Genomic DNA, 24,360 nt, shown 5'->3' with positions numbered 1-24,360 from the left:
GGGGCCAACGGACGACACCGAAACCACCACCCGACGTGGAAACCCTGCTGGCCTGCGAGGAACGGGCCGCACGGACGGACCCCTACCGCGGCGTCGCCGCACTGCCGCACCTGTGCGGAGTGCGCGGCTGACCACCACCGCGGCGCCCCTCCAAGCCTGATACGGCGTGCCGGGGCCCACCGACACGGCAATGGACGACGCCGAGACGCTGCTGCACCTGTGCGGAGTGCGTGGCTGAGCCCGTTCGGGCGAACAGCGCAGGCCGGGGTGTTCGCCCCGACCTGAGACTCGGACCATGAATGCTTCGCGTACCCGTGCTCCGCGGCTGCCGCTGGTGGCGCTCGTGTGTTCCGTCGCGCTCCTGTCCGGGTGCTCCGACTCCGGTTCCTCCGGCCGCAAGGAGGCGTCGACCACGCAGGCCGCCCAGGCCGCCGTTCCCGCCGCCGCCGGCGACCTCCAGAGCGCCTACCAGAAGGTGATCAAGGACGTTCTGCCGTCGGTCGTGCAGATCCAGGCAAGCGGTGATCTGGGGTCCGGGGTGGTGTACGACGACAAGGGGCACATCGTCACCAACGCGCATGTGGTCGGGAACGAGAAGACCTTCAAGGTGACGACCGCGAACAACGAGAACGAGCTGACCGCCACGCTCGTGTACTCCTACCCCGAGCAGGACCTCGCCGTCATCAAGCTGGACAAGGTGCCGGACGGGCTGCGGCCGGCGGCCTTGGGGGACTCCGTCAAGGTCCAGGTCGGGCAGATCGTCCTCGCCATGGGCTCACCGCTCGGCCTGTCGTCCAGCGTGACGCAGGGCATCGTCTCGGCGACCGGACGGACCGTCAGCGAGAGCGGCAGCGGGGGCGGGACGGGGGCGACCATCCCCAACATGGTCCAGACGTCCGCGGCCATCAACCCCGGCAACAGCGGCGGCGCCCTCGTCAACCTCGACGGCCAGGTCATCGGCATCCCCACGCTCGCCGCGGTCGACCCCACCTTCGGGGACAGCGCGGCGCCCGGGATCGGGTTCGCGATCCCCGCGTCGATGGTGAAGACGGTCGCCGATCAGATCATCAAGAACGGCAAGGTCACCGACTCGGGCCGGGCCGCGCTCGGCATCACCGGCCGGACGGTCGTCGACGACAGCTTCCAGCCCGCCGGGGTCGCGGTGGTCGAGGTCAAGAACGGCGGGGCCGCGGACAAGGCCGGCATCGAGGCGGGTGACGTCATCACGCAGCTGGGCGACACCTCGATCACGACGATCACGTCGCTGTCCGAGGCGCTCGCGGCGGACAGGCCGGGACAGAAGACGTCCGTGACGTTCACCCGCGCCGGCAGCGCGAAGACGGTGAAGGTGACGCTGGGTGAGCAGTAGTCGGTGGTGCGGGCGAGGGCCGCGGGGACCCTCGCCCCGCCCGGTCAGGCTTCCTCCGCCGCCTTCAGGCTCATCGGACCGTAGATCTCCGTGGTGTCCTCGAACAGCCGCACCTGTTCCGCGCCACCGGCGAGCAGGGGCTTCCAGTACTCACCGAGCCAGGACTCGGCGTCGCCCTGGGTGGTGAACTCCTCCGGCTCCACGGCGGGCTGGGTCTCCGCGCCGTCGGCCTTCTCGAATCGCCAGGTCCATGTCGCCATGCGAGCCTCCCGTATGTGATCCGTTACGAAGAGCACCCTAAGCGGTAGTTCACGGGATGCGGGCCGGCAGGGGTTGCTCACGCTGTGGCCCGCGCCCCTGGAAGGGGGCTCTGCGCGCGCTGGATCAACACGCTCCGGCGAGAATCGTCGTGTGGAACTGACTTTGCTCGGCACCGGCGCCCCCGCCGGTCTTCCCCGGCCCTCCTGTCCCTGCGCCGCCTGCGCCGTCGCTCTCGGCGAGCACGCACGGGCCGCCACCGCCGTGCTCGTCGACGAGACGCTGCTGCTCGACCTCACCCCCGGTGTGGCCTTCGCCGCCGCCCGCTCCGGGCATTCACTCGCAGGGGTAAGGCAGGTTCTGCTGTCGCACCCCCATGACGGGCCCGCCGTCGAGGTGCCCGCGGGGCTTCCGCAGCCGGGGCGGGTGCCGGACGGGCGGGAGTTGGCGCTGCTGACGGGGCATCGGGTGCGGGCCGTGGCGATGGACGCGCCCGGGACCGGGTACGCGGTCACCGGGCCCGACGGCCGGCGGCTGCTGTATCTGCCGCCCGGGGGCGCGCCCGCGGGGCTGGAGAGGGGGGCCGTGGAGTCGTACGACATGGTGCTCTCCGATGTCGTACGACGGCCGGACGCTCTGGCCCGGCTGCGGGCGGTGGGGGCGGTGGGAGCCACGACCGATGTCGTCGCCGTCCATGTCGACCACGACGTGCATCCCGGTGCGGAGTTGGGGCGGAGGCTGGCCGCCGCCGGGGCGCGTGCGGTGCCCGACGGGACGGCCCTGGTCGTCGGCGGCTACGAGGACGTACCCGATGTGCCGCGGCGGACGCTGGTGCTGGGCGGGGCGCGGTCCGGGAAGTCGGTGGAGGCGGAGCGGCGGCTGGAGGCGTTCCCCGACGTGCTGTACGTGGCGACCGGCGGGTCGCGGGGCGGGGACACCGAGTGGGCCTCGCGGGTCGCCGCGCACCGGGAGCGGCGGCCGGGGTCGTGGCGTACGACGGAGACCTGTGACCTGGTGCCGCTGCTGAAGGACGACGGGGCGCCGCTGCTGATCGACTGTCTGTCGCTGTGGCTGACGGACGCGATGGACGCCGTCGGGGCGTGGGACGACGCGGAGTGGGCCGACGGCGGGGAGCGGGAACTGCGGGCGCGGGTACGGGAGTTGACGGACGCGGTGCGGGAGACGCGGCGGACGGTGGTGGCCGTGTCGAACGAGGTGGGGTCGGGGATCGTGCCGGCCACCGCGTCCGGGCGCCGCTACCGGGACGAACTCGGGCGGCTGAACGCGGCGTTCGCGGGCGAGTGCGAGCAGGTGGTGCTGGTGGTGGCGGGGCAGGCTATGGCGCTACGGGGCTGACGGCTCCTTGCGGGCGATGACCCGGTAGGTCCTCGCGAAGCGGGTGCCGGCGAGGAGGAGGGCCAGGGTGTGGTCCAGCGCTCTCGCGGCGGAGGCCAGCGGACCGGTCACCGGCGCGGGCAGGGTGCGGGGCAGACGGGTCGTCAGGCGGGCCGGGACGTGCGCGGATCTGCGGGCGGTGGCGATGATCGTGCAGCCCCGGGACTCCAGTTCGGCGCGGGGATCGTCCGGGGACTCCACGAGGAGGTGGCCGCCGGGGCGCAGGACGGTGAGGGCCGCCTGAAGCTCCCCGGGGTCCGCGAGCGGGTTCAGCAGGCTGACCACGTCGTAGCGGGCGCGCAGGTGGGCGGTGATCCACGGGTCCGTCAGACGGCCCTGGTAGCCCTGCTCCAGGCGCTCGACCGCCTGGGCGCGCAGGACGCGGGGGGTGGGGTCGAGGCCGTCGAAGGCCGTGTAGGGGAAGAAGGCGCGGGCCGCCTCCGGGAAGTCCGCGTCGCCCGTGTCCACGTCCAGCCAGCTCTCGGGTTCGGGGAATCGCAGTATCGCGCGGGCGGTGGAGCGAAGACGCCGTACGGAAGGGGCGGCTGGTGCGGTCATGGGGCCTCCCGGGGACACGCGTCAATTCACAACAAAACGGAACGTATGGGATCCCGATCGCGGGTGCAATGACGTCGTGGCCCTGTGGCGCCCCCGTGTTCGATCAGGGCCGGTACTGTTCGGCGAATGAGCTCGCTTAATCTCGACGACTTCACCGATCTGATCGAGCGTCCCGACGGCGGGGTGCGCCGCGACGCGGAGGCGCGCCGGGAGCGTCAGATCGTGCCGCCCGGGGCGCTGGGCCGCCTCGATGACCTGGGTGAGTGGCTGGCCGCGGCGCAGTCGGCCGTACCGGTACGGCCGGTCGAACGGCCGCGGGTCGTGCTGTTCGCCGGTGACCACGGGATCGCGGAACGGGGTGTCTCGGGGCGGGCCGCGGGCAGCGCCTCGGAGCTGGTGCGGGAGGTGCTGGAGGGCGGCCGTCCGGTGTCGATCCTCGCGCGGCGGCTCGGCGTGCCGGTGCGGGTCGTCGACATGGCGCTGGACTGCGATCCGGCCGAGCTGCCGGAGGACGTCGTACGGCATCGGGTGCGGCGCGGCAGCGGTCGTATCGACGTCGAGGACGCGTTGACCCTGGAGGAGGCGGAGGCCGCCTTCCGGGCCGGGATCGCGGTGGCCGACGAGGAGGCCGACTCCGGGACCGATCTCGTGGTGCTCGGCGATGTCAGCGTGGGCGGGACCACGGCGGCCGGGGTGCTGGTCGCGGCGCTGTGCGGGACCGACGCCTCCGTCGTGACCGGGCGGGGCGGGGCCGGGATCGACGACCTGGCGTGGATGCGCAAGTGCGCGGCGATCCGGGACGCGCTGCGGCGGGCGCGGCCGGTGCTCGGGGAGCAGTTGCAGCTGCTGGCGACGGTGGGCGGTGCCGACCTCGCGGCGATCACCGGGTTCCTGTTGCAGAGCGCGGTGCGCAAACTGCCCGTCGTGCTGGACGGGGTGGTCGTGGCCGCCTGCGCGCTGGTGGCGCAGCGGATCGCGTTCCGGGCGCCGGACTGGTGGCTGGCCGGGCAGAACAGCGGGGAGCCGGGGCAGTCCAAGGCACTGGACAGGATGGCCCTGGAGCCGCTGCTCGACCACGGTGTGACGGTCGGCGAGGGTGCGGGCGCGCTGCTGGCGCTGCCGCTGGTGCAGGCCGCGGCGGCGCTGGCCGCCGAGCTGCCGGAGAAGCCCGAGGTTTCCGCGGAGAAGCCCGAGGAGCCGGAGGAGAAGCCCGAGGAGGAGTAGTCACGGGCAGAGGAGTAGTCACGGACAGGTGAGTGGCCTTGCGACGGAAACGGCGGCGCGAAGGGCATGATCGCCCTTCATGGGAGATGTCCGCGTTGCCCCCCTTCCGAATGTCCGCTCCACCACCGCCTCCCGGCGGGCCGCCGGGTTCGCCGTCTGGTATCTGCGGGTCGTCGCGTTCGTCAACTTCCTCAGCGCGGCGTGGGTCTCGCTGGGGCAGGACGTGCGGCGGCACAACCAGGAGGACTTCTTCACGCCGTATCTGCTGACGGCGGGCTTCGCCTCCGGGGTGTTCACGGCCTTCCTCGCCATCACCATGCGGCGGCGCAAGCGCGCGGCGTGGATCCTGAACCTGGCGCTGTCGGGGGCGTTCCTCGCGCTGTTCGTCCTCGCGATGGCGTTCCCGGAGATCCGCCGCTACGCGCAGAACTGGATCTCCCTGTTCCTCACCGCCGCCTTCGTGGCGGCCCTGCTCGTCGGGCGGCGGGAGTTCTACGCCAAGGGCGACCGGTCCAACCCGCGGCTCGCCGCCGCCGTGGCCGTGGGCGGACTGCTCGTGTGCTCGCTGCTGGCCGCGCTGCTGGTGACCGTCACCAACCAGGCGTCGCGGTCGTCGGCCTTCGCGGAGCGGTGGTGGTACGGCACGCTGCGGCTGGTGTCGGTCGCCGCCGACGACTCCCGCTTCGACGGGATCCTGACGCCGAACTGGGTCAACGTCGTCATCAACGTGCTCAGCACGGTCCTCGTCCTCGCGGTCTTCTACGCCGCGTTCCGCTCCCGGCGTGCCGTCGACCCCCTCACCGAGGACGACGAGCGGCGCCTTCGCGCACTGCTGGAGCGGCACGGCGACCGGGACTCGCTCGGGTACTTCGCGCTGCGCAGGGAGAAGAGCGTCGTGTGGTCGCCGACCGGGAAGGCGGCCGTGGCCTACCGGGTCGTCGGCGGGGTCTCCCTGGCCTCCGGCGATCCGATCGGCGACCCGGAGGCCTGGCCGGGGGCGATCGAGCCGTGGCTCGCGGAGGCCCGGGCGCACGGGTGGCTGCCGGCGGTGATGGGGGCGGGCGAGGACGCGGGGACCGTGTACGCGCGGCACGGCCTGGACGCGCTGGAGCTGGGCGACGAGGCGATCGTCGAGGTCGCCGAGTTCACCCTGGAGGGGCGGGCGATGCGGACCGTGCGGCAGGCCTGCAACCGGGTGAAACGGGCCGGGTACACCGTGCGGATCCGGCGCCACGAGGACATCCCCGCCGAGGAGATGGAGGCGCTGGTACGGCGGGCCGACGACTGGCGGGACGGGGCGACCGAGCGCGGGTTCAGCATGGCGCTGGGGCGGCTCGGGGACCCGGAGGACGGCCGGTGCGTGGCGCTGGAGTGCCGGGACGGCGAGGGTGAGCTGAAGGCGCTGCTGTCGTTCGTGCCGTGGGGGCCGCACGGGCTGTCCCTCGACCTGATGCGCCGGGACCGCGACTCCGACAACGGCCTCATGGAGTTCATGGTCATCGAGCTGCTGAACCGGGCCCAGGAGATTCAGATCACCCAGGTCTCGCTCAACTTCGCCATGTTCCGTTCGGTCTTCGAACGTGGAGCGCGTCTTGGCGCCGGACCGGTGCTGCGGCTGTGGCGGTCGCTGCTCAGCTTCTTCTCCCGCTGGTGGCAGATCGAGTCCCTGTACCGGGCCAACGCCAAGTACCGGCCCATCTGGGAGCCGCGGTTCCTGCTCTTCGAGAAGAGCGCGGACCTGCCACGCATCGGCATCGCCTCGGCGCGCGCGGAGGGGTTCCTGGAGGTGCCGGGGCTGCCGGGGTGGCTGCGGCGCCGGGAGCGCCTGAGTACGCACAGGTGAGGACCGTGGGATGAAGAGGCTCGGCCGCTGGGCTCGCGCGGAGTGGGGCGAGCTGTACACCGCCGTGCGCGGTCCCCTGCTGCGGCGGAGGTGGCGGGCGGTTCCCCTGGCCCTGACGGCCATGTGTCTGACGGCGGCCCTGCACTTCGTGCACAACCAGTCGTGGGGCTACGACCTCGTCCAGGACGTCGGTGCCGTGCGCGCCGCGGATCCCCTGTGGCTCGCCCTGCTGCGCACGCCGCTCTCCCTGTTCGTGCCGGCCCTGGACCTGCCGGTGTGGGGTGCGCTGGCGCAGATCCTGTTCGTGTTCGGGATCGCCGAGATCTGTCTGGGCCGGTGGCGGACGCTCGCACTGGCGTACGCGGCCACGCTCGCCGGCACGCTGTACGCGCGCGTGGGCATCTGGCTGGGCCCCGACAACCCGCTCGGTCTGCACGCCTCGGACGCCCACGTCGTCGACACCGGCCCGTCGGCGGCCGTGGTCGGCCTCGCCGTCTTCCTCGGCTGGCGCTACGGCGCCCGGGTCACCGCGGGTGCGGTGATCGCCGCGATGGTGGCCGAGGTACTGGTGAAGGAGAACCTCGCCGGCCGGGAACACCTCGCGGCGATCGCGGTGATGCTGCTGCTGTGCGGAATCTCCGCGGCCCGTCGGAGGCGGCCGCCGGAAAGAACCGGCGCGCACCTCCCGACGCCGGGTCCCTGAACCGAACCCGCCCACCGGCCCCGGCAACTGGCCGGGCTCGCGGCGCATCAGCCGGCTCCCGGAAACCGGCCGACCCGGCCCCCACCGGCCCCGGAAAGCCGCCACACACCCCGGACCAGCACTCGGCCAGCCCCGCGGCGCGTCAGCGGTGTTCCGGGGCGTGGGTCGGGTCGGGTTTGCCGCCGATCAGGTCCTGGAACTTTCGGCGGGGGCCCGACCAGCGCTTGTCGTGGCGGTAGGAGCGCAGGGTGGCCCGGGCGCGGGCGCGTGGGCGGCGGCGGTAGAAGCGGCGGGCCCAGGGCGAGCCCGGGCGGGCCAGCCGGACGAGACCGATCAGGCCGACGAGCGGGACGATCACGCTGAAGATCGCCATCCGGGTCTTGCCCTTGAGCAGGACGAGCATCGCGAAGAGGAAGTTGACCACCACGCTGGTGATGACGCCGCCGCGGTCCTGCGCCTCCTCCTGCGTCACGTCGTTGACGCCGAACGGCGAGAACCCCGCGAGCACCAGGCCCACCAGCGCCACGGTGAGCACCACGACCTCGACGCTCTTGCGGCCCTCCTCGCTCCAGTACACGTCGTCGAGATGCAGGATCAGCGCGAACTCGTCCAGCACCAGCCCCGCCCCCACCCCGAAGACGACCGCGCACAGCCCCGCCCCGAAGCCGTGCCGCCCGCTGGCGACCGCGCCGAAGCCGCCGACGACGGTGAGGACGACTCCCGGCACCACGTGGTGGATGTGCACGCCTCCGGAACTGACGTTGCCGAAGGGCCCCTTGCCGGCCCTGATGAGCCGGGTGATGACCCGCGTGACCAGGAAGGTCAGCACGAACGCGGTCAGGGCGAGGAGCAGCGGCAGCTTGCCGGGTTCGACGATGTTGCGGTGCAGCCAGTGGCCCATGGACCCAGTGTCCGGTCGGCGGGGGTGGGCCGCCCGGCGGCTACGGCGTCCGGGCTACCCTGCCGACGTGTCCATGACCCCGCCCCCGCTCGACGGCCTCCGCTTCGCCTTCGGCACGCTCAGCGTGCTCCCCGTGAAGGTGACCCGCTGGGACCGGGAGGCGGCCCGCGGCGGAATGCTGTGCGCCCCACTGGTCGGCGTGGTCCTGGGATGTGTGTCGGCGGCGGTCGGTCTCCTGCTGCTGTTCCTGGGTGCCTCCGCGCTGCTCGCCGCGGTCGCCACGGTCGCCGTTCCCGCGGTCCTCACACGGGGCCTGCACCTCGACGGTCTCGCGGACACCGCCGACGGCCTGGGCAGCGGCAAGCCCGCCGAGGACGCCCTGCGGATCATGAAGCAGTCGGACATCGGCCCGTTCGGGGTCATCACCCTCGTCCTCGTGCTCCTCGCCCAGGTGGCCGCGCTGTCGCAGACGTACGCCGGCTCATGGGCGCGGGGCGCGGCGGCCGCGGTGGTCTCGGCGACGGCCGCGCGCCTGGCCCTGACCCTGGCGGCCCGCACCGGGGTCCCGGCGGCCCGGCCGGAGGGGCTCGGGGCCGCGGTGGCGGGGGTCGTCCCGGTGCGGGGCGCGGTGCTCGCGGCGGCCGCCGTGACCCTGGGGGCGGCCGCAGCGGCGGCGCTCTTCGGGTCGTACGACGTCGTCCGCACGGTCCTCGCGGTCGCCGCCGCCGTGGCGGTGGCCGAACTTCTCCTGCGGCACTGCACGCGCCGCTTCGGCGGGGTCACCGGGGACGTGTTCGGAGGGCTCGCGGAGACGGCCGCAACGACCGCCCTGGTGGTCCTGTCGCTGAACTTCTAGCAGGCCTCGCGCCACACCCCCAGCTCGTACTTCTTCAGCATCGAACTCAGCCTCAGCCGCCGGGACTCGGCGCAGAAGCGGCTGGTGGGCAGTTCGTACTCGACGTGGAAGACGGCCTTGTCCGCCTTGATGAACGGCTCCATGTCCGCGCACTCGTCGTACTGCGCGCACTGCTCGTTGACCGCGAAGTCGAAGTCGCGCACCAGGTCCGGGATCTGGTCGAGGTCGTTCTTCAGACCGACCGACATGCCGCGGTCGTGGGCCAGCCTCGCGATCAGGCGGTTGTAGCGGAGCTGGTCCGCCGCCGTCAGGGGGAAGCCCGTGCGGTTCTTGTAGCCGTCCATGTTGTCCGGCTCCACCGCGTCGAAGCCCTTCTCGCGGCACATGTCGAGGCGGTCCGCCATCAGGGGTTCCAGGACGTCGGTGGCGCGGATGTCGAGCCAGCGCTCCCCCTCCCAGCCGTTGCCGCGCCCGATCACCGACCCGGGGAACCGGCCGGCGTCGGGGCGCCAGTCCTCGAACGCGCCCGTGGAGAGGTAGCAGATGACCTTGCGGCCCTTGTCGTGGAGGGCGGACACCACCGCCTCGGACTGGTCGAAGCCGTCGATGTCGTACACCGGCACGTCCACGGAGGTGTCGACCCGGCCGGTCAGCTGCCACTGCCAGGCGACGCCGGGGCGGGGCCGCCAGCGGGAGTCACCGGGCTCGGATTCGTGGGTCGTCGAGCACCCCGTCACCAGGAGGAGCAGGGCGACGAGCAGGAGGGGGCGTTTCAAGGGGTGCTCCAGGGCATGCGGAACGAGCGACGGCCGACCCGAGCGTAGGCTCGTCCCGGGTGGTCGCCGACAGGGGTGAAGGCCCCGATCGGGATCCATTTTCGGACACGAAATAGGGTCGGCCGTCGGGCCCGGTCGACCCACCCACTCGACCCACATCAAACTTCACATCGGAAGCGAGAATTCACCACCGTGACTGCTCTGACTCTCAGCACCTCCGCGGCGCCCGGCCTGCGGGCCGACGCGATCGTGATCGGTGTCGTCAAAGGCGCGAAGGGCCCGGTCGTGGCGCCCGGCGCCGAGGCCGTGGACGCGGCCTACGACGGCAGGCTCGCCGGTGTCCTGGAGACCCTCGGTGCCTCCGGCGCCGAGGGCGAGGTGACGAAGCTGCCCTCGCCCTCCGGCCTCAAGGCCCCCCTCGTGGTGGCGGTCGGCCTGGGTGCCGAGCCCGAGAAGGACTCCTCCTTCGCCCCGGAGGCGCTGCGCAAGGCCGCCGGTGTCGCCGCCCGCGCGCTGACCGGTTCGAAGAAGGCCGCGTTCGCGCTTCCGCTGGGCGACGCCGCCGACCTGGGCGCGGTCGCCGAGGGCGTGCTGCTCGGGGCGTACTCCTTCACCGCCTACAAGGAGAACGCGCCTTCGCGGAGCGACGCCAAGGCGAAGAACGGCAAGGCGCCGCTGGCCGAGGCCGCGCTGCTGGGCGGCAAGCCGCGCGACGCCGCGTACAAGGCCGCGCTGGCCCGGGCCGTCGCGGTCTCCGAGGAGCTCAACCGCGCGCGCGACCTCATCAACATGCCGCCGAACGACCTGAACCCCGAGGCCTTCGCCGCCATCGTGCAGGCGGCGGGCAAGGAGCACGGCCTCAAGGTGCAGGTGCTCGACGTGAAGGCCCTGGAGAAGGGTGGCTACGGCGGCATCCTCGGCGTCGGCGCGGGGTCGGCGTCGGGGCCGCGGCTGGTGAAGCTGTCGTACACCTCGTCCAAGGCGACCAAGCACCTCGCGCTGGTCGGCAAGGGGATCACCTACGACTCGGGCGGCATCTCGCTCAAGCCCGCGGGCCACAACGAGACGATGAAGTGCGACATGAGCGGGGCGGCGGCGGTGTTCGCGGCCGTGGTCTCGGCCGCGCGGCTGGGCCTCGAGGTCAATGTGACCGGGTGGCTGGCGCTGGCCGAGAACATGCCGTCGGGGTCGGCCACGCGCCCCGGTGACGTGCTGCGGATGTACAGCGGCAAGACGGTGGAGGTGCTCAACACCGACGCCGAGGGCCGGCTGGTGCTGGCGGACGCGCTGTGGGCGGCGTCGGCGGAGAAGCCGGACGCGATCGTGGACGTGGCGACGCTGACCGGGGCGATGATGCTCGCGCTGGGCAGCCGGACGTTCGGGATCATGGCCAACGACGACGCGTTCCGCACGGCGGTGTACGAGGCCGCGGAGGAGGTCGGGGAGCCGGCGTGGCCCATGCCGCTGCCGGAGCACCTGCGCAAGGGGATGGACTCGCCCACCGCCGACATCGCGAACATGGGTGAGCGGATGGGCGGCGGGCTGGTCGCCGGGCTGTTCCTGCGGGAGTTCGTGGGCGAGGGCATCCCGTGGGCGCACCTCGACATCGCGGGCCCGGCGTTCAACGACGGGGGGCCGTTCGGGTACACGCCGAAGGGTGGGACCGGGACCGCGGTGCGTACGTTGGTGCGGCTGGCGGAGCTTGTCGGCTCCGGTGACCTGGGGTGATGCTCGCCTAGGAGCTCGGTTCCCAAGGGGCGTGGGCGGCTGCGGGCCGGTGGTGGCTGGTCGCGCGGTTCCCCGCGCCCCTGGGCGTCTCACCTGGGCCCTCGTCCGCCTGCGAGCGGCGGCTGGTCGCGCCCGCGCGGCGGAGCCGCAGATCGATACAGCCCCGCGCCCCTGGGTGTCTCACCGGGGCCTGCCTTCACATGTGAGCGTGTGGTGTCTCACACCCCGGCCCGGCGTCTCGTTCGGTGCTGACAAGTGCGAAGATGGGGCTCGGCAGGACAGGGCCCCCACACAGGGCCGAAGAAAGAGCGGCCGGACACCAGCCGCCGCCCGGTCACTGGAGACCGGCGTACGGCGCACATGCATGGAGGACGTGACGTGGCGAACGACGCCAGCACCGTTTTCGACCTAGTGATCCTCGGCGGTGGTAGTGGCGGTTACGCCGCGGCCCTGCGCGGGGCGCAGCTGGGGCTTGACGTCGCCCTGATCGAGAAGGACAAGGTCGGCGGTACCTGCCTGCACCGGGGATGCATCCCCACCAAGGCCCTGCTGCACGCGGGCGAGATCGCCGACCAGGCCCGCGAGAGCGAGCAGTTCGGTGTGAAGACCACCTTCGAGGGCATCGACATCGCCGGGGTGCACAAGTACAAGGACGGCGTGATCGCCGGCCTGTACAAGGGCCTCCAGGGCCTCGTCGCCTCCCGGAAGGTCCACTACATCGAGGGTGAGGGCCGGCTGTCGTCGCCGACCTCCGTCGATGTCAACGGCCAGCGCATCCAGGGCCGCCACGTGCTCCTCGCGACCGGCTCCGTGCCGAAGTCGCTGCCGGGCCTGGAGATCGACGGCAACCGGATCATCTCCTCGGACCACGCTCTCGTCCTGGACCGCGTTCCCAAGTCCGCGATCATCCTGGGCGGCGGTGTCATCGGCGTCGAGTTCGCCTCCGCGTGGAAGTCCTTCGGGTCGGAGATCACGATCATCGAGGGCCTCAAGCACCTCGCCCCCCTCGAGGACGAGAACTCCTCCAAGCTTCTTGAGCGCGCGTTCCGCAAGCGCGGCATCAAGTTCAACCTCGGCACCTTCTTCTCGAAGGCCGAGTACACGCAGGACGGCGTCAAGGTCACTCTCGCCGACGGCAAGGAGTTCGAGGCCGAGGTGCTGCTGGTGGCCGTCGGCCGCGGGCCCGTCTCCGCCGGTCTCGGCTACGAGGAGCAGGGCGTCGCGATGGACCGCGGCTACGTCCTGGTCGACGAGTACATGCGCACCAACGTCCCGACCATCTCCGCCGTCGGTGACCTGGTCCCCACGCTCCAGCTCGCGCACGTCGGCTTCGCCGAGGGCATCCTGGTGGCGGAGCGTCTGGCCGGCCTGAAGACCGTTCCGATCGACTACGACGGCGTGCCGCGGGTGACGTACTGCCACCCCGAGGTCGCCTCCGTGGGTATCACCGAGGCCAAGGCCAAGGAGATCTACGGCGCGGACAAGGTCGTCGCTCTGAAGTACAACCTCGCGGGCAACGGCAAGAGCAAGATCCTTGGTACCTCGGGCGAGATCAAGCTCGTCCAGGTGAAGGACGGTGCCGTGGTCGGCGTCCACATGGTCGGCGACCGTATGGGCGAGCAGGTCGGCGAGGCGCAGCTGATCTACAACTGGGAAGCGCTGCCGGCCGAGGTCGCCCAGCTCATCCACGCCCACCCGACGCAGAGCGAGGCGCTCGGCGAGGCGCACCTGGCCCTCGCGGGCAAGCCGCTGCACGCGCACGACTGATCCCTCGGTCGACAAGCGACTCCGCGTCTTCGCGACGACACAGACTTCCGCAATTCGTAAGGAGCAACCGAAACCATGGCGGTTTCCGTAACCCTTCCGGCGCTCGGCGAGAGCGTCACCGAGGGCACCGTCACCCGCTGGCTCAAGGCCGAGGGTGAGCGCGTAGAGGCCGACGAGCCGCTGCTCGAGGTCTCGACCGACAAGGTCGACACCGAGATCCCCTCCCCCGCCGCCGGCGTCCTGGCCTCCATCAAGGTCGCCGAGGACGAGACGGTCGAGGTCGGCGCCGAGCTGGCCGTGATCGACGACGGCACCGGCGCCCCGGCCGCTGCCCCGGCTCCGGCCGCCGAGCCGGTCGCCGAGCCCGCCCCGGAGCCGGCCGCGGCCGCTCCGTCCACCGAGCAGGCCGCCCCGGCGCCCGCTCCCACCGCCGAGGCCGCTTCCGGCGGCGGTTCCGCCGAGGGCACGGACGTCGTCCTGCCCGCGCTCGGCGAGTCCGTCACCGAGGGCACCGTCACCCGGTGGCTGAAGGAGGTCGGCGAGGAGGTCGCGGAGGACGAGCCCCTGCTCGAGGTCTCCACGGACAAGGTCGACACCGAGATTCCGGCGCCGGTCGCCGGTGTCCTGCTGGAGATCGTGGTCGGCGAGGACGAGACCGCCGAGGTCGGCGCCAAGCTCGCCGTCATCGGCGCCCCGGGTGCGGCTCCGGCCGCTGCCCCGGCCCCCGCCGCCCCGGCCCCGGCCGCCGAGGCCCCCGCTCCCGCCCCGGCCCCCGCTCCCGCGCCGGCCCCCGCGGCTCCGGCGCCCGCCCCGGCTCCGGCCCCGCAGGCGCCCTCGGCTCCGGCCCCGCAGCAGCAGACGGCTCCGGCTCCCGACCCGGCGCCCGCGGCTCCGGCTCCCGCGCCCGCCCCGGTCACCCCGGCCCCGGCTCCCGCCGCGACCTCCGGTGACGACGGCGCCTACGTGACCCCGCTGGTGCGCAAGCTCGCCGCGGAGAACGGCGTCGACCTGGCCGGCGTCAAGGGCACCGGCGTCGGTGGCCGTATCCGCAAGCAGGACGTCGTCGCCGCCGCCGAGGCCGCGAAGGCCGCCGCCGCTGCTCCGGCTCCCGCCGCTGCCGCCGCCCCGGCCGCCGCTGCCAAGAAGGCGCCGTCCCTGGAGGCCTCCCCCCTCCGTGGCCAGACCGTCAAGATGCCGCGCATCCGCAAGGTCATCGGCGACAACATGGTCAAGGCGCTGCACGAGCAGGCGCAGCTGTCCTCGGTCGTCGAGGTCGACGTCACCCGTCTGATGAAGCTGCGCGCCCGTGCCAAGGACGCGTTCGCGGCCCGTGAGGGCGTCAAGCTCTCCCCGATGCCGTTCTTCGTCAAGGCCGCCGCCCAGGCGCTGAAGGCGCACGCGCCGATCAACGCCAAGATCAACGAGGGCGAAGGCACGATCACCTACTTCGACACCGAGAACATCGGTATCGCGGTGGACTCGGAGAAGGGCCTGATGACCCCGGTCATCAAGCACGCGGGCGACCTCAACATCGCCGGCATCGCCAAGGCCACGGCGGAGCTCGCGGGCAAGGTCCGCGCGAACAAGATCACGCCCGACGAGCTGTCCGGCGCGACCTTCACCATCTCCAACACCGGTTCGCGCGGTGCGCTCTTCGACACGATCATCGTGCCGCCGGGCCAGGTCGCGATCCTCGGCATCGGTGCCACGGTCAAGCGCCCGGCGGTCATCGAGACCGAGGAGGGCACGGTCATCGGCGTCCGCGACATGACCTACCTGACCCTCTCCTACGACCACCGTCTGGTGGACGGCGCCGACGCGGCCCGTTACCTGACCGCGGTCAAGGCGATCCTGGAGGCGGGCGAGTTCGAGGTCGAGCTCGGCCTGTAAGCCACCCGGTTGTGCGCGGTGCCCCCGTCCGGAGTTCTCCGGGCGGGGGCGCCGTCGTCTCACCGGGGCGTCAGCGGCCTGTCCGACCAGCCCCACAGCTCCTCCACCCACACATTGGGAATGGACAGCTTCGGCGCGCGCGTGAGGTGCCTGGTGCGGTACGCCTTCAGGACGTCGTAGGTGGCGTCCAGGCAGTCCCGCGAGGTGAGCTTCCCGGTCCTCGGGTCGACGCCGACGAGGAAGCCGCGGGCCTCGACCGTACGGATCATGGCCCGGGCCCTGTCCACGTCGTACGTCGAGGACGTGGTGCAGCGGTAACGGCTGTACGGGTGCTCCGACGTGCTCATCTCGCTGAGCATGCGGTCGTACGGCCCCTCGGCGTGCCAGGCCCCGATGTCGCCGCCCGGCGGGGTGTACAGCTTCCCGCTGGGGTTCTCCACGGCGCCGTAGACCCAGCGGCCGGTGCCCGGGACCTTGAAGCCCCAGCCGACGTGCCCGAACTTCTGGGCGCCGTCGGGTTTGACGAACACGCAGGCCCCGCCCCTGCTCGGGGCCCTGCCCGCCATCCCCGTGATCGCTTCCGTGCTGCTCGGTGCCGGCTGGGCCGTCACCCGGGTGGCCGTCTGCCCGCAGCCCGCCACGCCGACGATCGCGCCGATCACGGCCGCGACGGCCAGTCCTCGTCGTCCCCCGGTGGTCATGCGTCCCCCTGTGGTGCGAAGGGGCGCCCCGTGCGGGAACCCCCTGGAGAACGCGACACATCTCAGGGCCTCGGGGTTCCGTGTCTTGACAGAAGTCGTGCGGCTGGGAGCGTGTAAGCCTCGTCTCACCTGCATGAAAGCGCCCCCGTGCGCCCCTCCCGGACGGGCCCTCGGCCTTATTGTCTTTACGTCAAACGCCCTTAAGGAGCTCTCATGACCGCGCCCGTCGTCCACTCGCTGCGCGAACAGATCCGCGAGCACATCGTGGAGGGGATCGTCAGCGGGCGCTGGCAGCCGGGCGAGCGGATCGTGGAGCGCCGTATCGCGACCGAGCTGGAGGTCAGCCAGACGCCGGTGCGGGAGGCGCTGCGCGAGCTGGAGTCGCTGCGGCTGATCGAGTCCGCGCCGAACAAGGGCGTACGCGTGCGGAACCTGACGGCGGCCGACCTGGAGGAGAGCTACCCGGTCCGGGCCGGCCTGGAGGCGATCGCGGCGGAGCTGGCGGCGGAGCGGCTGGCGCGGGACTGCTCGGCCCTGGAGCCGCATGTCGCCGCGCTGTACGAGGCGGACCGGGAGTCCGACGGCACGGGGCAGGTGCGGCACACGGTCGGTTTTCACCGCGAGCTGGTGCGGGCGGCCGGCAACTCGGTGCTGCTGCACACCTGGGAGGGCCTGGGCATCGAGGTCTTCACGGCCCTGTCGATCCGCTGGCTGGGGACGGTCCAGCAGTCGTACGCGGAGGAGCACGACGAGCTGGTGGCGGCCTTCAAGCGCCGGGATCCGCGGATCCCGGAGATCGTGAAGGCGCATGTCCTGGGGTGCGCGCCGAGGGCCTGACCGGGGGTGACGCGCCCGTCCGTACGGGGCCGCTGCTGGTCCTCGACCGGCTGCACAACACCCCGGCGAGGTGGTCGACGACCACGGCGAGGTGCCGGCCCGGAACTCGATGGCGAGGCACTGGTCGGCGACGCGATGTCCCGCCCGCGACGCGAGCACAACCTGAAGGTTCGGCACCACCGCAGCGCCGTCATACCGAGCGAGGTCTGGCGGAGCAGAGTGCACCGGCGCCCGAGGAAGGTCGCCGAACACCCGAGCGCCCCCTCGCTCAAACGGCCCCCGACCTGCGATAACCCCGGTTTTCACGGTCACTCGGTGCCATCGTCGAAGGCACCCCGTGCCTACTTTCTCGAGATCGAGAAGTTTTACCCCGAACCCTTTGATCGATCATCGATCAGGGAGTTAGAGTCGCCGACGGGCTTCCACCGAGGCCCCACTGCCCTGTCCTGCCAAAGACAAAGGGCACCCCCCTTCGACTGAGGAAGGCGGCGACATGACCGACCCCAACGCCATCCAGCCGAGCGAGCTCGACCAGCTCCCCGACCGGGACCCCGAGGAGACCGCCGAATGGCAGGCCTCCCTGGACGCCGTCGCCAAGGCGGCCGGCCCGCACCGCGCCGCGTACCTGATGCGCCGCACGCTGGAGAGGGCGGAGGGCAACGGCATCGCGCTGCCGAAGCTCCTCGAGACGGACTACGTCAACACCATCCCCACCTCCGCGGAGCCGGGCCTGCCCGGTGACCCGGAGATGGAGGCCCGCATCACCGCGTGGAACCGCTGGAACGCGGCCGCGATGGTCACCCGCGGCTCCAAATACGGCGTCGGCGGCCACATCGCCACCTTCGCCTCCGCGGCCTGGCTCTACGAGACCGGGTTCAACCACTTCTTCAAGGGCAAGGAGGCCGACGGGTCCGGTGACCAGCTCTACATCCAGGGCCACGCCTCCCCCGGCATCTACGCCCGCGCCTTCCTCGACGGCCGGCTGACCGAGCACCACCTCGACAACTTCCGCCGCGAGTCGGGCGGCGACGGCCTCCCGTCGTACCCGCACCCGCGCCGCCTGCCCTGGCTGTGGGAGTTCCCGACGGTGTCGATGGGCCTGGGCCCGCTCTCCGCGATCTACCAGGCGCGCTTCAACCGCTACCTGACGGCCCGCGGCATCAAGGACGTCTCCGAGTCCCACGTCTGGGCCTTCCTCGGCGACGGCGAGATGGACGAGCCGGAGTCCACGGCGGCACTCGCACTGGCCTCCCGCGAGGGCCTCGACAACCTCACCTTCGTCATCAACTGCAACCTCCAGCGCCTCGACGGCCCGGTCCGCGCGAACTTCAAGATCGTGCAGGAGCTGGAGGCCCAGTTCCGCGGCGCCGGCTGGAACGTCGTCAAGTCGCTGTGGGGCAACGCCTGGGACGAGCTCTTCCAGCTCGACACCACGGGCGCCCTCGTACGACGGCTGCGCGAGGTACCCGACGCGCAGGTGCAGACGTACCAGACCCGCGACGCCGCCTACATCCGCCAGGACTTCTTCGGCAAGGACCCGGCGCTCGTCGAGATGGCGAAGCTGCTGTCCGACGACAAGATCCTGGAGTGCTTCCACCTCTCCCGCGGTGGCCACGAGGCGCGCAAGGTGTACGCCGCCTACAAGGCCGCCGTCGAGTTCAAGGGCGCGCCGACGGTCATCCTGGCCCAGACGGTCAAGGGCCACACCCTCGGCGAGGGCTTCGCGTCGAAGAACGCCAACCACCAGATGAAGAAGCTCTCGGTGGACGAGTTCAAGACGATGCGCGACCTGCTCGAACTGCCCATCAAGGACAGCGACTTCGTCGACGGCGTGGTCCCCTACGGCCACCCGGGCGCCGACTCCCCGGAGGTGCGCTACCTCCAGGAGCGCCGCGCGGCCCTCGGCGGCCCGGCCCCGGCCCGCCGCGTCCACCCGGTGGCCCCGCTGCCGGCCCCCGCCGAGAAGGCGTTCGCCTCCTTCGACAAGGGCTCGGGCTCGCAGAACGTCGCGACCACGATGGCCTTCGTCCGCCTGATCAAGGACCTGGTCCGCGACAAGGAGACCGGCAAGCGCTGGGTGCCGATCGTCCCGGACGAGGCGCGCACCTTCGGCATGGAGAGCCTCTTCCCGTCCCTGGGCATCTACTCCCCCAAGGGCCAGACGTACGAGCCGGTCGACCGCGACCAGCTGATGTACTACAAGGAGGCCCAGAACGGCCAGATCCTCAACGAGGGGATCACCGAGGCCGGTTCGATGGCCGACTTCATCGCCGCTTCGACGTCGTACGCGACGCACGGCGAGGCGATGATCCCGTTCTACATCTTCTACTCGATGTTCGGCTGGCAGCGCACGGCCGACCAGATGTGGCAGCTCGGCGACCAGCTGGGCCGCGGCTTCCTGGTCGGCGCCACGGCGGGCCGTACGACGCTGACGGGCGAGGGCCTCCAGCACGCGGACGGTCACTCGCCGGTGATCGCGGCGACGAACCCGGCGGCGCTGACGTACGACCCGGCGTTCGCCTACGAGGTCGCCACGATCGTGCGCGACGGCATCCGCCGCATGTACGGCGAGGCCGCCCCCGGCGAGGACCCGAACGTCTTCTACTACCTGACGGTCTACAACGAGCCGCTTCCGCAGCCCGCCAAGCCGTCCGGTCTCGGCATCGACGAGGGCATCGTCAAGGGCCTGTACCGCTTCAACACGGCGGAGTCCGCGGGCCTTTCCCCGGTCGCGAACGCCCCCCGCATCCAGCTCCTCGGCTCCGGCACGGCGATCCACTGGGTGCTGAAGGCGCAGCGGATGCTCGCCGAGGAGTGGGGCGTGGCCGCCGACGTGTGGTCCGCGACCTCCTGGACGGAGCTGCGCCGTGACGCGCTGGAGGCCGACGCCGGTCTGCTGCGCGGCGAGGAGCGGGTCCCGTACGTCCGTCAGGCGCTGCACGGTGCCGAGGGCCCGGTGCTCGCGGTCTCCGACTACATGCGCCAGGTGCCCGACCAGATCGCGCAGTGGGTCGAGCAGGACTGGTCGTCGCTCGGCGCGGACGGCTTCGGCCTCTCCGACACCCGTGAGGGCGCCCGCCGCCACTTCGGCGTCGACGCCGAGTCGGTCGTCGTCGCCGCCCTGGCCCAGCTGGCCCGCCGCGGCGAGGTCAAGGCGACGGCGGTGAAGGAAGCGCGGGAGAAGTACGGGCTGTGAGGCTCTGAGCTGCTCGGCACTTGGGCGCTTCGGCGAAGGGGTACGGCGGCTGCCGTGCCCCTTCACTGTCAGTGGCCCCCGGCATCATGGCCGTATGCGTGCTGCCCGGCTCATCAAGATGGTGCTGTTGCTCCAGTCCCGGCCCTCCATGACCGCCGGCGAGCTGGCGCGGGAGCTGGAGGTGTCGGAGCGGACGGTGACGCGGGACGCCCAGGCGCTGTCGGAGGCGGGGGTTCCGGTGTACGCCGACCGGGGGCGGGCCGGCGGGTACCGGCTGATCGGCGGGTACCGGACCCGGCTGACCGGGCTGGCCCGCGGTGAGGCCGAGGCGTTGTTCCTGTCCGGAGTGCCGGGGGCGCTGCGGGAGATGGGGCTGGAGGACGCGGCTTCCGCCGCCCGGCTGAAGGTGTCCGCCGCGCTGCTCCCCTCCCTCAGCGACGCCTCCCGGACCGCCGCTCAGCGCTTCCATCTCGACGCGCCCAACTGGTTCACCGAGCCGAAATCCCCCGAGCTGCTGCCCGCCATCGCCGACGCGGTGTGGGACGACCGCCGGGTCACCGCGCGCTACCGCGGCCGGGAGGGCGAGGTGGAGCGGGAGCTGGAGCCGTACGGACTCGTGCTCAAGGCGGGCGTCTGGTACCTGTGCGCGCGGATTCCGGGGGCCGGTTCCTACCGGGTGTACCGCATCGACCGGTTCACGGAGGTCACGGCCGACGAGCATCGGTTCGAGCGGGACGAGGAGTTCGACCTGCCGGGCTTCTGGGAGGAGCGGGCCGAACAGTTCGCGCGCTCGATCCTGCGGGCCGAGGTCGTCGTACGGCTGTCCGAGGCAGGGGCGCACAGAGTGCCGTACGCCGTCGATCCCGCCGCTCCCGTCCGGGAGGCGCTGGCGGCGGCCGGGCCGCCGGACGGCGACGGGTGGGTGACGGTGACCCTGCCGGTGGAGTCCGAGGAGGTCGCGCACGCGCAGCTCGCCTCGCTGGGGCCGGAGGTGGAGGTGCTGGCTCCGGAGAGCCTGCGGGCGCGGTTCGCGCGGGACGCCGTACGTCTGGCGGGGCTGTACGGCACGTGAAGGTCTCTGTTCGGGACATAACAATCCGCCGCACTCCACGTGCGCCGCACCCCCTGAGGCCCGATGCTGGACCCGTGATGGACGAGACGGAGTTCTGGGAGCTGGTGGACGCCACCCGCGAGGCCGCCGAGGGCGACCCCGAGGAGCAGGCCGACCTGCTCGTGGACCGGCTGCTGGCGCTGGACCCGGAGATGGTCCTCGACTTCGCCCGTCACTTCGAGGCCCGCTTCAACCGCGCGTACACCTGGGACCTGTGGGGCGCCGCCTGGATCCTGCTGGACGGGGCCAGCGACGACGCCTTCGACTTCTTCCGGTGCTGGCTGATCGGCCAGGGCCGCGAGGTGTACGAGGGCGCGGTGCACGACCCCGACTCCCTCGCCGACCTGCTGGCCGACTTCGACGAGGAGATCGACGGCGACGGCGAGGAACTGGGTTACGCGGCCGACGAGGCCTACGAGCAGCTCACCGGTGCCGTCGCTCCCGACCTCGGCATTCCGCCCGCGGCCTCCGAGCCGCTCGGCGCGCCGGTGGACCTGGAGAGCGACCGGGTGCTGGCGGAGCGGTATCCCAAGCTGTGGGAGCGGTTCAGGGGCTGAGCCCCCGTGCTGTGGGAGCGGTTCGGGGGCTGAGCCCCCGTCAGGGCCGCCCGCCGGTCTCAGGCCGCTGTCGTGGTCCTGCGCCGGGTCGTGTCCGTCGGGATGTACGCCTGCGTCTGGTCAGCCTTCACCGCGTGGTGCATCGGGGCCGCGTTGGCCTGGTCGAGCGCGGACGCGGTCACTGCGGCCGGGCCGAGGACCACGGCCGCGACGGCGCACACGACCGCCCAGGGGCCGCGGGCGGTGCGGGTCCAGCCGCCGGCCTTCTCCATGGTGCTCGTGGTGTTCATGTGACTGCTGTTCATTTCTTCCCCACCTCCAGTCAGTGCGTGTGCATGACGATAGGGCGGCTGTTTCGGCGTGGTCCTTGAGCCGCCTACGAGGAACCTGTGAGGGCTCGCGCTCTTGACCCCCGCCGTGACTCCCGGCTTACCGTGGCCGCCCCGAACAGGAGCACCCCGCCCATGACCAGCCCGTACGTGCGCGAGATCACGCGCGAGGAGCATCTCGCCCACCTGCGGCTGCATCCCGACGTGAGCCATCTGCAGATCCCCGAGTGGGCCGACGTGAAGCCCGACTGGCTCGCGGAGAGCGTGGGCTGGTTCGAGGACGGGACGCGGATCGCGGCGGCGCTCGTCCTGTACCGGCCGCTGCCCGGCACCCGGCGCTGTCTCGCCTATCTCCCCGACGGGCCCGCGATCGACTGGCTCGGCCCACGCCCGGAGCGCCTGCTGGATCCCCTCGTCGCCCACCTGGAGAAGCGCGGGGCGTTCTCGGTGCGGATGGGGCCGCCCGTGGTCGTGCGGCACTGGGACGCCGGGACGGTGACCGCGGGCATCTCCGACCCCGACGTCCACCATGTGCGCGAGCTGCCCGCGGCAGGCGTCGACGGGTTCGCGCTGGACGCCGGGGAGCGGCTGCGCGGCCTCGGGTGGCGGCGCTGCGCGGCCGACGAGGACAGCGGCTTCGGCCCCGGGCAGCCGCGGTACGGCTGTCACATCCCGCTGGCGGGCCGCTCGGTGGACGACCTGCGCGAGGGGCTCGCACCGCACTTCGAGCAGTCCCTGCGCACGGCCGAGTCGGCGGGTGTCCGGGTCTCCTGGGGCACGGCCGCCGACCTGCCCGACTTCTACCGCCTCTACGCCGCGACCGCCGCCCGCGACGGCTTCCGGGCCCGCCCTCCGGTCTACTTCCGGCGCATGTGGGAGGCCCTGAACGCCGAGGACTCCGACCGGCTGCGGCTCTATCTCGCCGAGTACGACGGCGAGGTGCTCTCCGCCGCGCTGATGATCAACGTCGGCTCCCGGGTCTGGCACTCCTACGCCTCGTCCGGCCGCCGGGGGCGGGAAGTACGGCCCAGCAGCGCGCTGTTGTGGCGGATGCTGTGCGATGCGCGGGCGGCCGGTGCCTCGACGTACGACCTGCGTTCCGTCACGCCCTCCCTCGACGAGGACCGTCTGCTGGGCCGGCTCCACTTCAAGACGGGGGCCGGGGGCCGGGTCGTGGAGTACCTCGGGGAGTGGGAACGGCCGGTGGGGCTCCAGGGCAGGGTGCTCCAGCGGGCGTTGGGGGTGTATCTCGGCCGCAGGTGACCGGGTCAGGTCCTGCCCTGGAGCCGGGCCGCGGTCTTCCTGATCTGCGGCAGCAGGGCCTTGAGGGCGGCACCGGGGCAGGTCGTCATGTAGGCGTCGCCGTGGGCCGCGAGGGCGGGCAGCGCGGTGGTGGTGCCGGCTTTGTAGCGGCTGAGGCTGTTGCTGGAGGTGAGCCGGACGGTGGTGCGCGGGTCGATGTCGGCGAGGCCGAGTTTCCAGGCGGCCAGGGCGGCGATCGCGTCCGCCATCGCCCGGGGGACGTGGACGCCGGCGGTGAAGGTGCCGAGGGCGGCGATGCCCGCGGTGCGGTGGTTGAAGCCCAGGGTGTGGGCGCCGGTGACGGGACGGTCGACGCCGCCCGCACGGCCCTCGTAGATGGTGCCGCAGCGGTCGACGAGGAAGTTGTAGCCGATGTCGTCCCAGTCCCGGGCGCCGGTCTGGCCGGCGGCGAGGTAGCGGATGATGCGGGGCGCGTCGGCGCAGTCGTAGTCGTTGGGCGAGTCGGTGTGGTGCACGAAGACCGCGAGCACCTTGTCGTCGTAGTGCGGGGGCGGCGGGGTGCGGACGGCGGCGTTCGCCTCACCGGTGCGGGCGGCCCACACCGACCTCGGCACGATGTGCGGCCTGGCCGCACCAGGCGTGGCCACCCCGTGCCGGACCCCGGTGCCGCTCCGCGCGGCCTTGTCGGAGCCCGTGCCCTCCCTGCCCACGACGACACACAGCACGAGCACGAGCACGAGCACCGCGGCGAGGGCGGGGATGCAGACCAGGAGGGGGCGGGAGATACGGGGGGCTCGTCGGCGGGGTCCGGGGGGCGTGGGCTGATCAGGGGCGGCCGGGTTCGGGGCGGGTGCGGGCTCGTCAGCGGGCGTGGGATCCAGGGAGGGAGCTCTCTCCGAGGTCCCCAGGAAGGCCGACCCCTCCGACTGGCCAGGTGGCGTGGACATGGAGCCGGGGGGCGGTGCGGGGGATGTTCCTGCGGGCGTGGGGGTCGCCGGAGCCTGGGCTCGGCCGGGGCTGGCCGGCCGGGTGCCGGGCGCGGGGGTCGCGGCGGGGGGCGCGCCCGAAGGTTCGGGCATCGGCGGAGCCGGGGAGCGG

21 protein-coding genes and 1 pseudogene are annotated in these 24,360 nt (G+C 72.3%); 15 read left to right on the top strand and 7 right to left on the bottom strand.

Annotated elements, in window-relative coordinates; genetic code table 11:
- Positions 1-26 precede the first annotated feature (26 nt).
- Positions 27-131: pseudogene (locus tag ACFYZ8_RS05350) on the top strand (SAM-dependent methyltransferase); the annotation flags it as partial.
- 164 nt (positions 132-295) lie between these two features.
- A complete protein-coding gene (locus tag ACFYZ8_RS05345) occupies positions 296-1,369 on the top strand; it encodes a S1C family serine protease (protein WP_388535153.1) in 1,074 nt (357 codons plus the stop codon).
- A 44-nt stretch (positions 1,370-1,413) separates the two neighbouring features.
- Here ACFYZ8_RS05345 and ACFYZ8_RS05340 read toward each other — a convergent pair whose 3' ends face one another.
- Positions 1,414-1,629 carry a hypothetical protein gene (locus ACFYZ8_RS05340; RefSeq protein ID WP_359034541.1) on the bottom strand — a complete coding sequence of 72 codons (216 nt, stop codon included), beginning with the start codon at positions 1,627-1,629 and terminating at the stop codon, positions 1,414-1,416.
- Between the two features lie 151 nt (positions 1,630-1,780).
- Here ACFYZ8_RS05340 and ACFYZ8_RS05335 point away from each other — a divergent pair, with 151 nt between their 5' ends.
- Positions 1,781-2,983, top strand: a complete 1,203-nt coding sequence (locus ACFYZ8_RS05335) for a bifunctional adenosylcobinamide kinase/adenosylcobinamide-phosphate guanylyltransferase (RefSeq protein WP_388535157.1) — start codon at positions 1,781-1,783, stop codon at positions 2,981-2,983.
- Here ACFYZ8_RS05335 and ACFYZ8_RS05330 read toward each other — a convergent pair.
- A complete protein-coding gene (locus ACFYZ8_RS05330; protein ID WP_388535160.1) occupies positions 2,972-3,580 on the bottom strand; it encodes a MarR family transcriptional regulator in 609 nt (202 codons plus the stop codon). The genes ACFYZ8_RS05335 and ACFYZ8_RS05330 overlap by 12 nt on opposite strands.
- A 126-nt stretch (positions 3,581-3,706) precedes the next feature.
- Between ACFYZ8_RS05330 and cobT the strand changes: the two genes are divergently transcribed.
- The 3 genes from cobT (at position 3,707) to ACFYZ8_RS05315 (ending at position 7,350) form a co-directional block, all read left to right on the top strand.
- Entirely contained in the window at positions 3,707-4,804 is a 1,098-nt protein-coding gene (gene cobT, locus ACFYZ8_RS05325) for a nicotinate-nucleotide--dimethylbenzimidazole phosphoribosyltransferase (protein WP_388535163.1), read from the top strand.
- A gap of 79 nt (positions 4,805-4,883) precedes the next feature.
- Positions 4,884-6,647, top strand: coding sequence for a phosphatidylglycerol lysyltransferase domain-containing protein (locus tag ACFYZ8_RS05320; RefSeq protein ID WP_388535166.1), 1,764 nt, complete (start codon positions 4,884-4,886; stop codon positions 6,645-6,647).
- A 10-nt stretch (positions 6,648-6,657) separates the two neighbouring features.
- Entirely contained in the window at positions 6,658-7,350 is a 693-nt protein-coding gene (locus ACFYZ8_RS05315; protein ID WP_388535169.1) for a hypothetical protein, read from the top strand.
- A 142-nt stretch (positions 7,351-7,492) separates the two neighbouring features.
- Here ACFYZ8_RS05315 and ACFYZ8_RS05310 read toward each other — a convergent pair whose 3' ends face one another.
- The gene (locus ACFYZ8_RS05310) at positions 7,493-8,251 is read right to left on the bottom strand and encodes a hypothetical protein (protein WP_359034529.1); all 759 of its coding nucleotides are present in this window, start codon (positions 8,249-8,251) and stop codon (positions 7,493-7,495) included.
- A 73-nt stretch (positions 8,252-8,324) separates the two neighbouring features.
- On the opposite strand from ACFYZ8_RS05310, the gene ACFYZ8_RS05305 reads away from it, so the two are divergent.
- Positions 8,325-9,107 (top strand): adenosylcobinamide-GDP ribazoletransferase, encoded by a 783-nt coding sequence (locus ACFYZ8_RS05305; RefSeq protein WP_388536316.1) that lies wholly within the window; start codon positions 8,325-8,327, stop codon positions 9,105-9,107.
- On the opposite strand, the gene ACFYZ8_RS05300 is transcribed toward ACFYZ8_RS05305, so the two are convergent.
- Positions 9,104-9,883, bottom strand: a complete 780-nt coding sequence (locus tag ACFYZ8_RS05300) for an endo alpha-1,4 polygalactosaminidase (protein WP_388535171.1) — start codon at positions 9,881-9,883, stop codon at positions 9,104-9,106. The two genes, ACFYZ8_RS05305 and ACFYZ8_RS05300, sit on opposite strands and share 4 nt — an antisense overlap.
- 192 nt (positions 9,884-10,075) lie before the next feature.
- Here ACFYZ8_RS05300 and ACFYZ8_RS05295 point away from each other — a divergent pair, with 192 nt between their 5' ends.
- The 3 genes from ACFYZ8_RS05295 (at position 10,076) to sucB (ending at position 15,268) form a co-directional block, all read left to right on the top strand.
- Positions 10,076-11,611 (top strand): leucyl aminopeptidase, encoded by a 1,536-nt coding sequence (locus tag ACFYZ8_RS05295; RefSeq protein ID WP_388535174.1) that lies wholly within the window; start codon positions 10,076-10,078, stop codon positions 11,609-11,611.
- Between the two features lie 378 nt (positions 11,612-11,989).
- A complete protein-coding gene (lpdA, locus tag ACFYZ8_RS05290) occupies positions 11,990-13,378 on the top strand; it encodes a dihydrolipoyl dehydrogenase (RefSeq protein ID WP_359034523.1) in 1,389 nt (462 codons plus the stop codon).
- A gap of 75 nt (positions 13,379-13,453) precedes the next feature.
- Positions 13,454-15,268, top strand: a complete 1,815-nt coding sequence (gene sucB / locus ACFYZ8_RS05285; protein WP_388535177.1) for a 2-oxoglutarate dehydrogenase, E2 component, dihydrolipoamide succinyltransferase — start codon at positions 13,454-13,456, stop codon at positions 15,266-15,268.
- 59 nt (positions 15,269-15,327) lie between these two features.
- On the opposite strand, the gene ACFYZ8_RS05280 is transcribed toward sucB, so the two are convergent.
- On the bottom strand, positions 15,328-15,969 hold the full coding sequence (locus tag ACFYZ8_RS05280) for a hypothetical protein (protein ID WP_388535179.1): 642 nt from the start codon (positions 15,967-15,969) through the stop codon (positions 15,328-15,330).
- A gap of 213 nt (positions 15,970-16,182) precedes the next feature.
- Between ACFYZ8_RS05280 and ACFYZ8_RS05275 the strand changes: the two genes are divergently transcribed.
- The 4 genes from ACFYZ8_RS05275 to ACFYZ8_RS05260 all read left to right on the top strand — a co-directional run bounded on the left by ACFYZ8_RS05275 (position 16,183) and on the right by ACFYZ8_RS05260 (position 21,670).
- Positions 16,183-16,806: a GntR family transcriptional regulator gene (locus tag ACFYZ8_RS05275; protein ID WP_359034517.1), complete on the top strand. Its 624-nt coding sequence runs from the start codon at positions 16,183-16,185 to the stop codon at positions 16,804-16,806.
- Positions 16,807-17,299: 493 nt separating this feature from the next.
- Positions 17,300-20,002, top strand: coding sequence for a pyruvate dehydrogenase (acetyl-transferring), homodimeric type (aceE, locus tag ACFYZ8_RS05270; RefSeq protein ID WP_359034515.1), 2,703 nt, complete (start codon positions 17,300-17,302; stop codon positions 20,000-20,002).
- Positions 20,003-20,096: 94 nt separating this feature from the next.
- Complete coding sequence (locus ACFYZ8_RS05265; RefSeq protein WP_388535184.1) at positions 20,097-21,074, top strand: helix-turn-helix transcriptional regulator; 978 nt, start codon at positions 20,097-20,099, stop codon at positions 21,072-21,074.
- A gap of 77 nt (positions 21,075-21,151) precedes the next feature.
- The gene (locus ACFYZ8_RS05260; RefSeq protein ID WP_388536318.1) at positions 21,152-21,670 is read left to right on the top strand and encodes a DUF4240 domain-containing protein; all 519 of its coding nucleotides are present in this window, start codon (positions 21,152-21,154) and stop codon (positions 21,668-21,670) included.
- A gap of 59 nt (positions 21,671-21,729) precedes the next feature.
- Here the strand turns inward: ACFYZ8_RS05260 and ACFYZ8_RS05255 are convergent, their stop codons facing one another.
- Entirely contained in the window at positions 21,730-21,975 is a 246-nt protein-coding gene (locus ACFYZ8_RS05255; RefSeq protein WP_388535187.1) for a hypothetical protein, read from the bottom strand.
- Between the two features lie 159 nt (positions 21,976-22,134).
- On the opposite strand from ACFYZ8_RS05255, the gene ACFYZ8_RS05250 reads away from it, so the two are divergent.
- A complete protein-coding gene (locus ACFYZ8_RS05250) occupies positions 22,135-23,262 on the top strand; it encodes a lipid II:glycine glycyltransferase FemX (protein ID WP_388535188.1) in 1,128 nt (375 codons plus the stop codon).
- 5 nt (positions 23,263-23,267) lie between these two features.
- Here the strand turns inward: ACFYZ8_RS05250 and ACFYZ8_RS05245 are convergent, their stop codons facing one another.
- Positions 23,268-24,170 carry a peptidoglycan recognition protein gene (locus ACFYZ8_RS05245; protein WP_388536320.1) on the bottom strand — a complete coding sequence of 301 codons (903 nt, stop codon included), beginning with the start codon at positions 24,168-24,170 and terminating at the stop codon, positions 23,268-23,270.
- Between the last annotated feature and the right edge of the window lie 190 nt (positions 24,171-24,360).

Origin of the sequence: Streptomyces sp. NPDC001668, assembly GCF_042893155.1 — a bacterium.
GTDB lineage: Bacteria > Actinomycetota > Actinomycetes > Streptomycetales > Streptomycetaceae > Streptomyces.
Note: the sequence above shows the minus strand (reverse complement) of the source record. Positions and strands in the feature narration are given on the sequence as shown.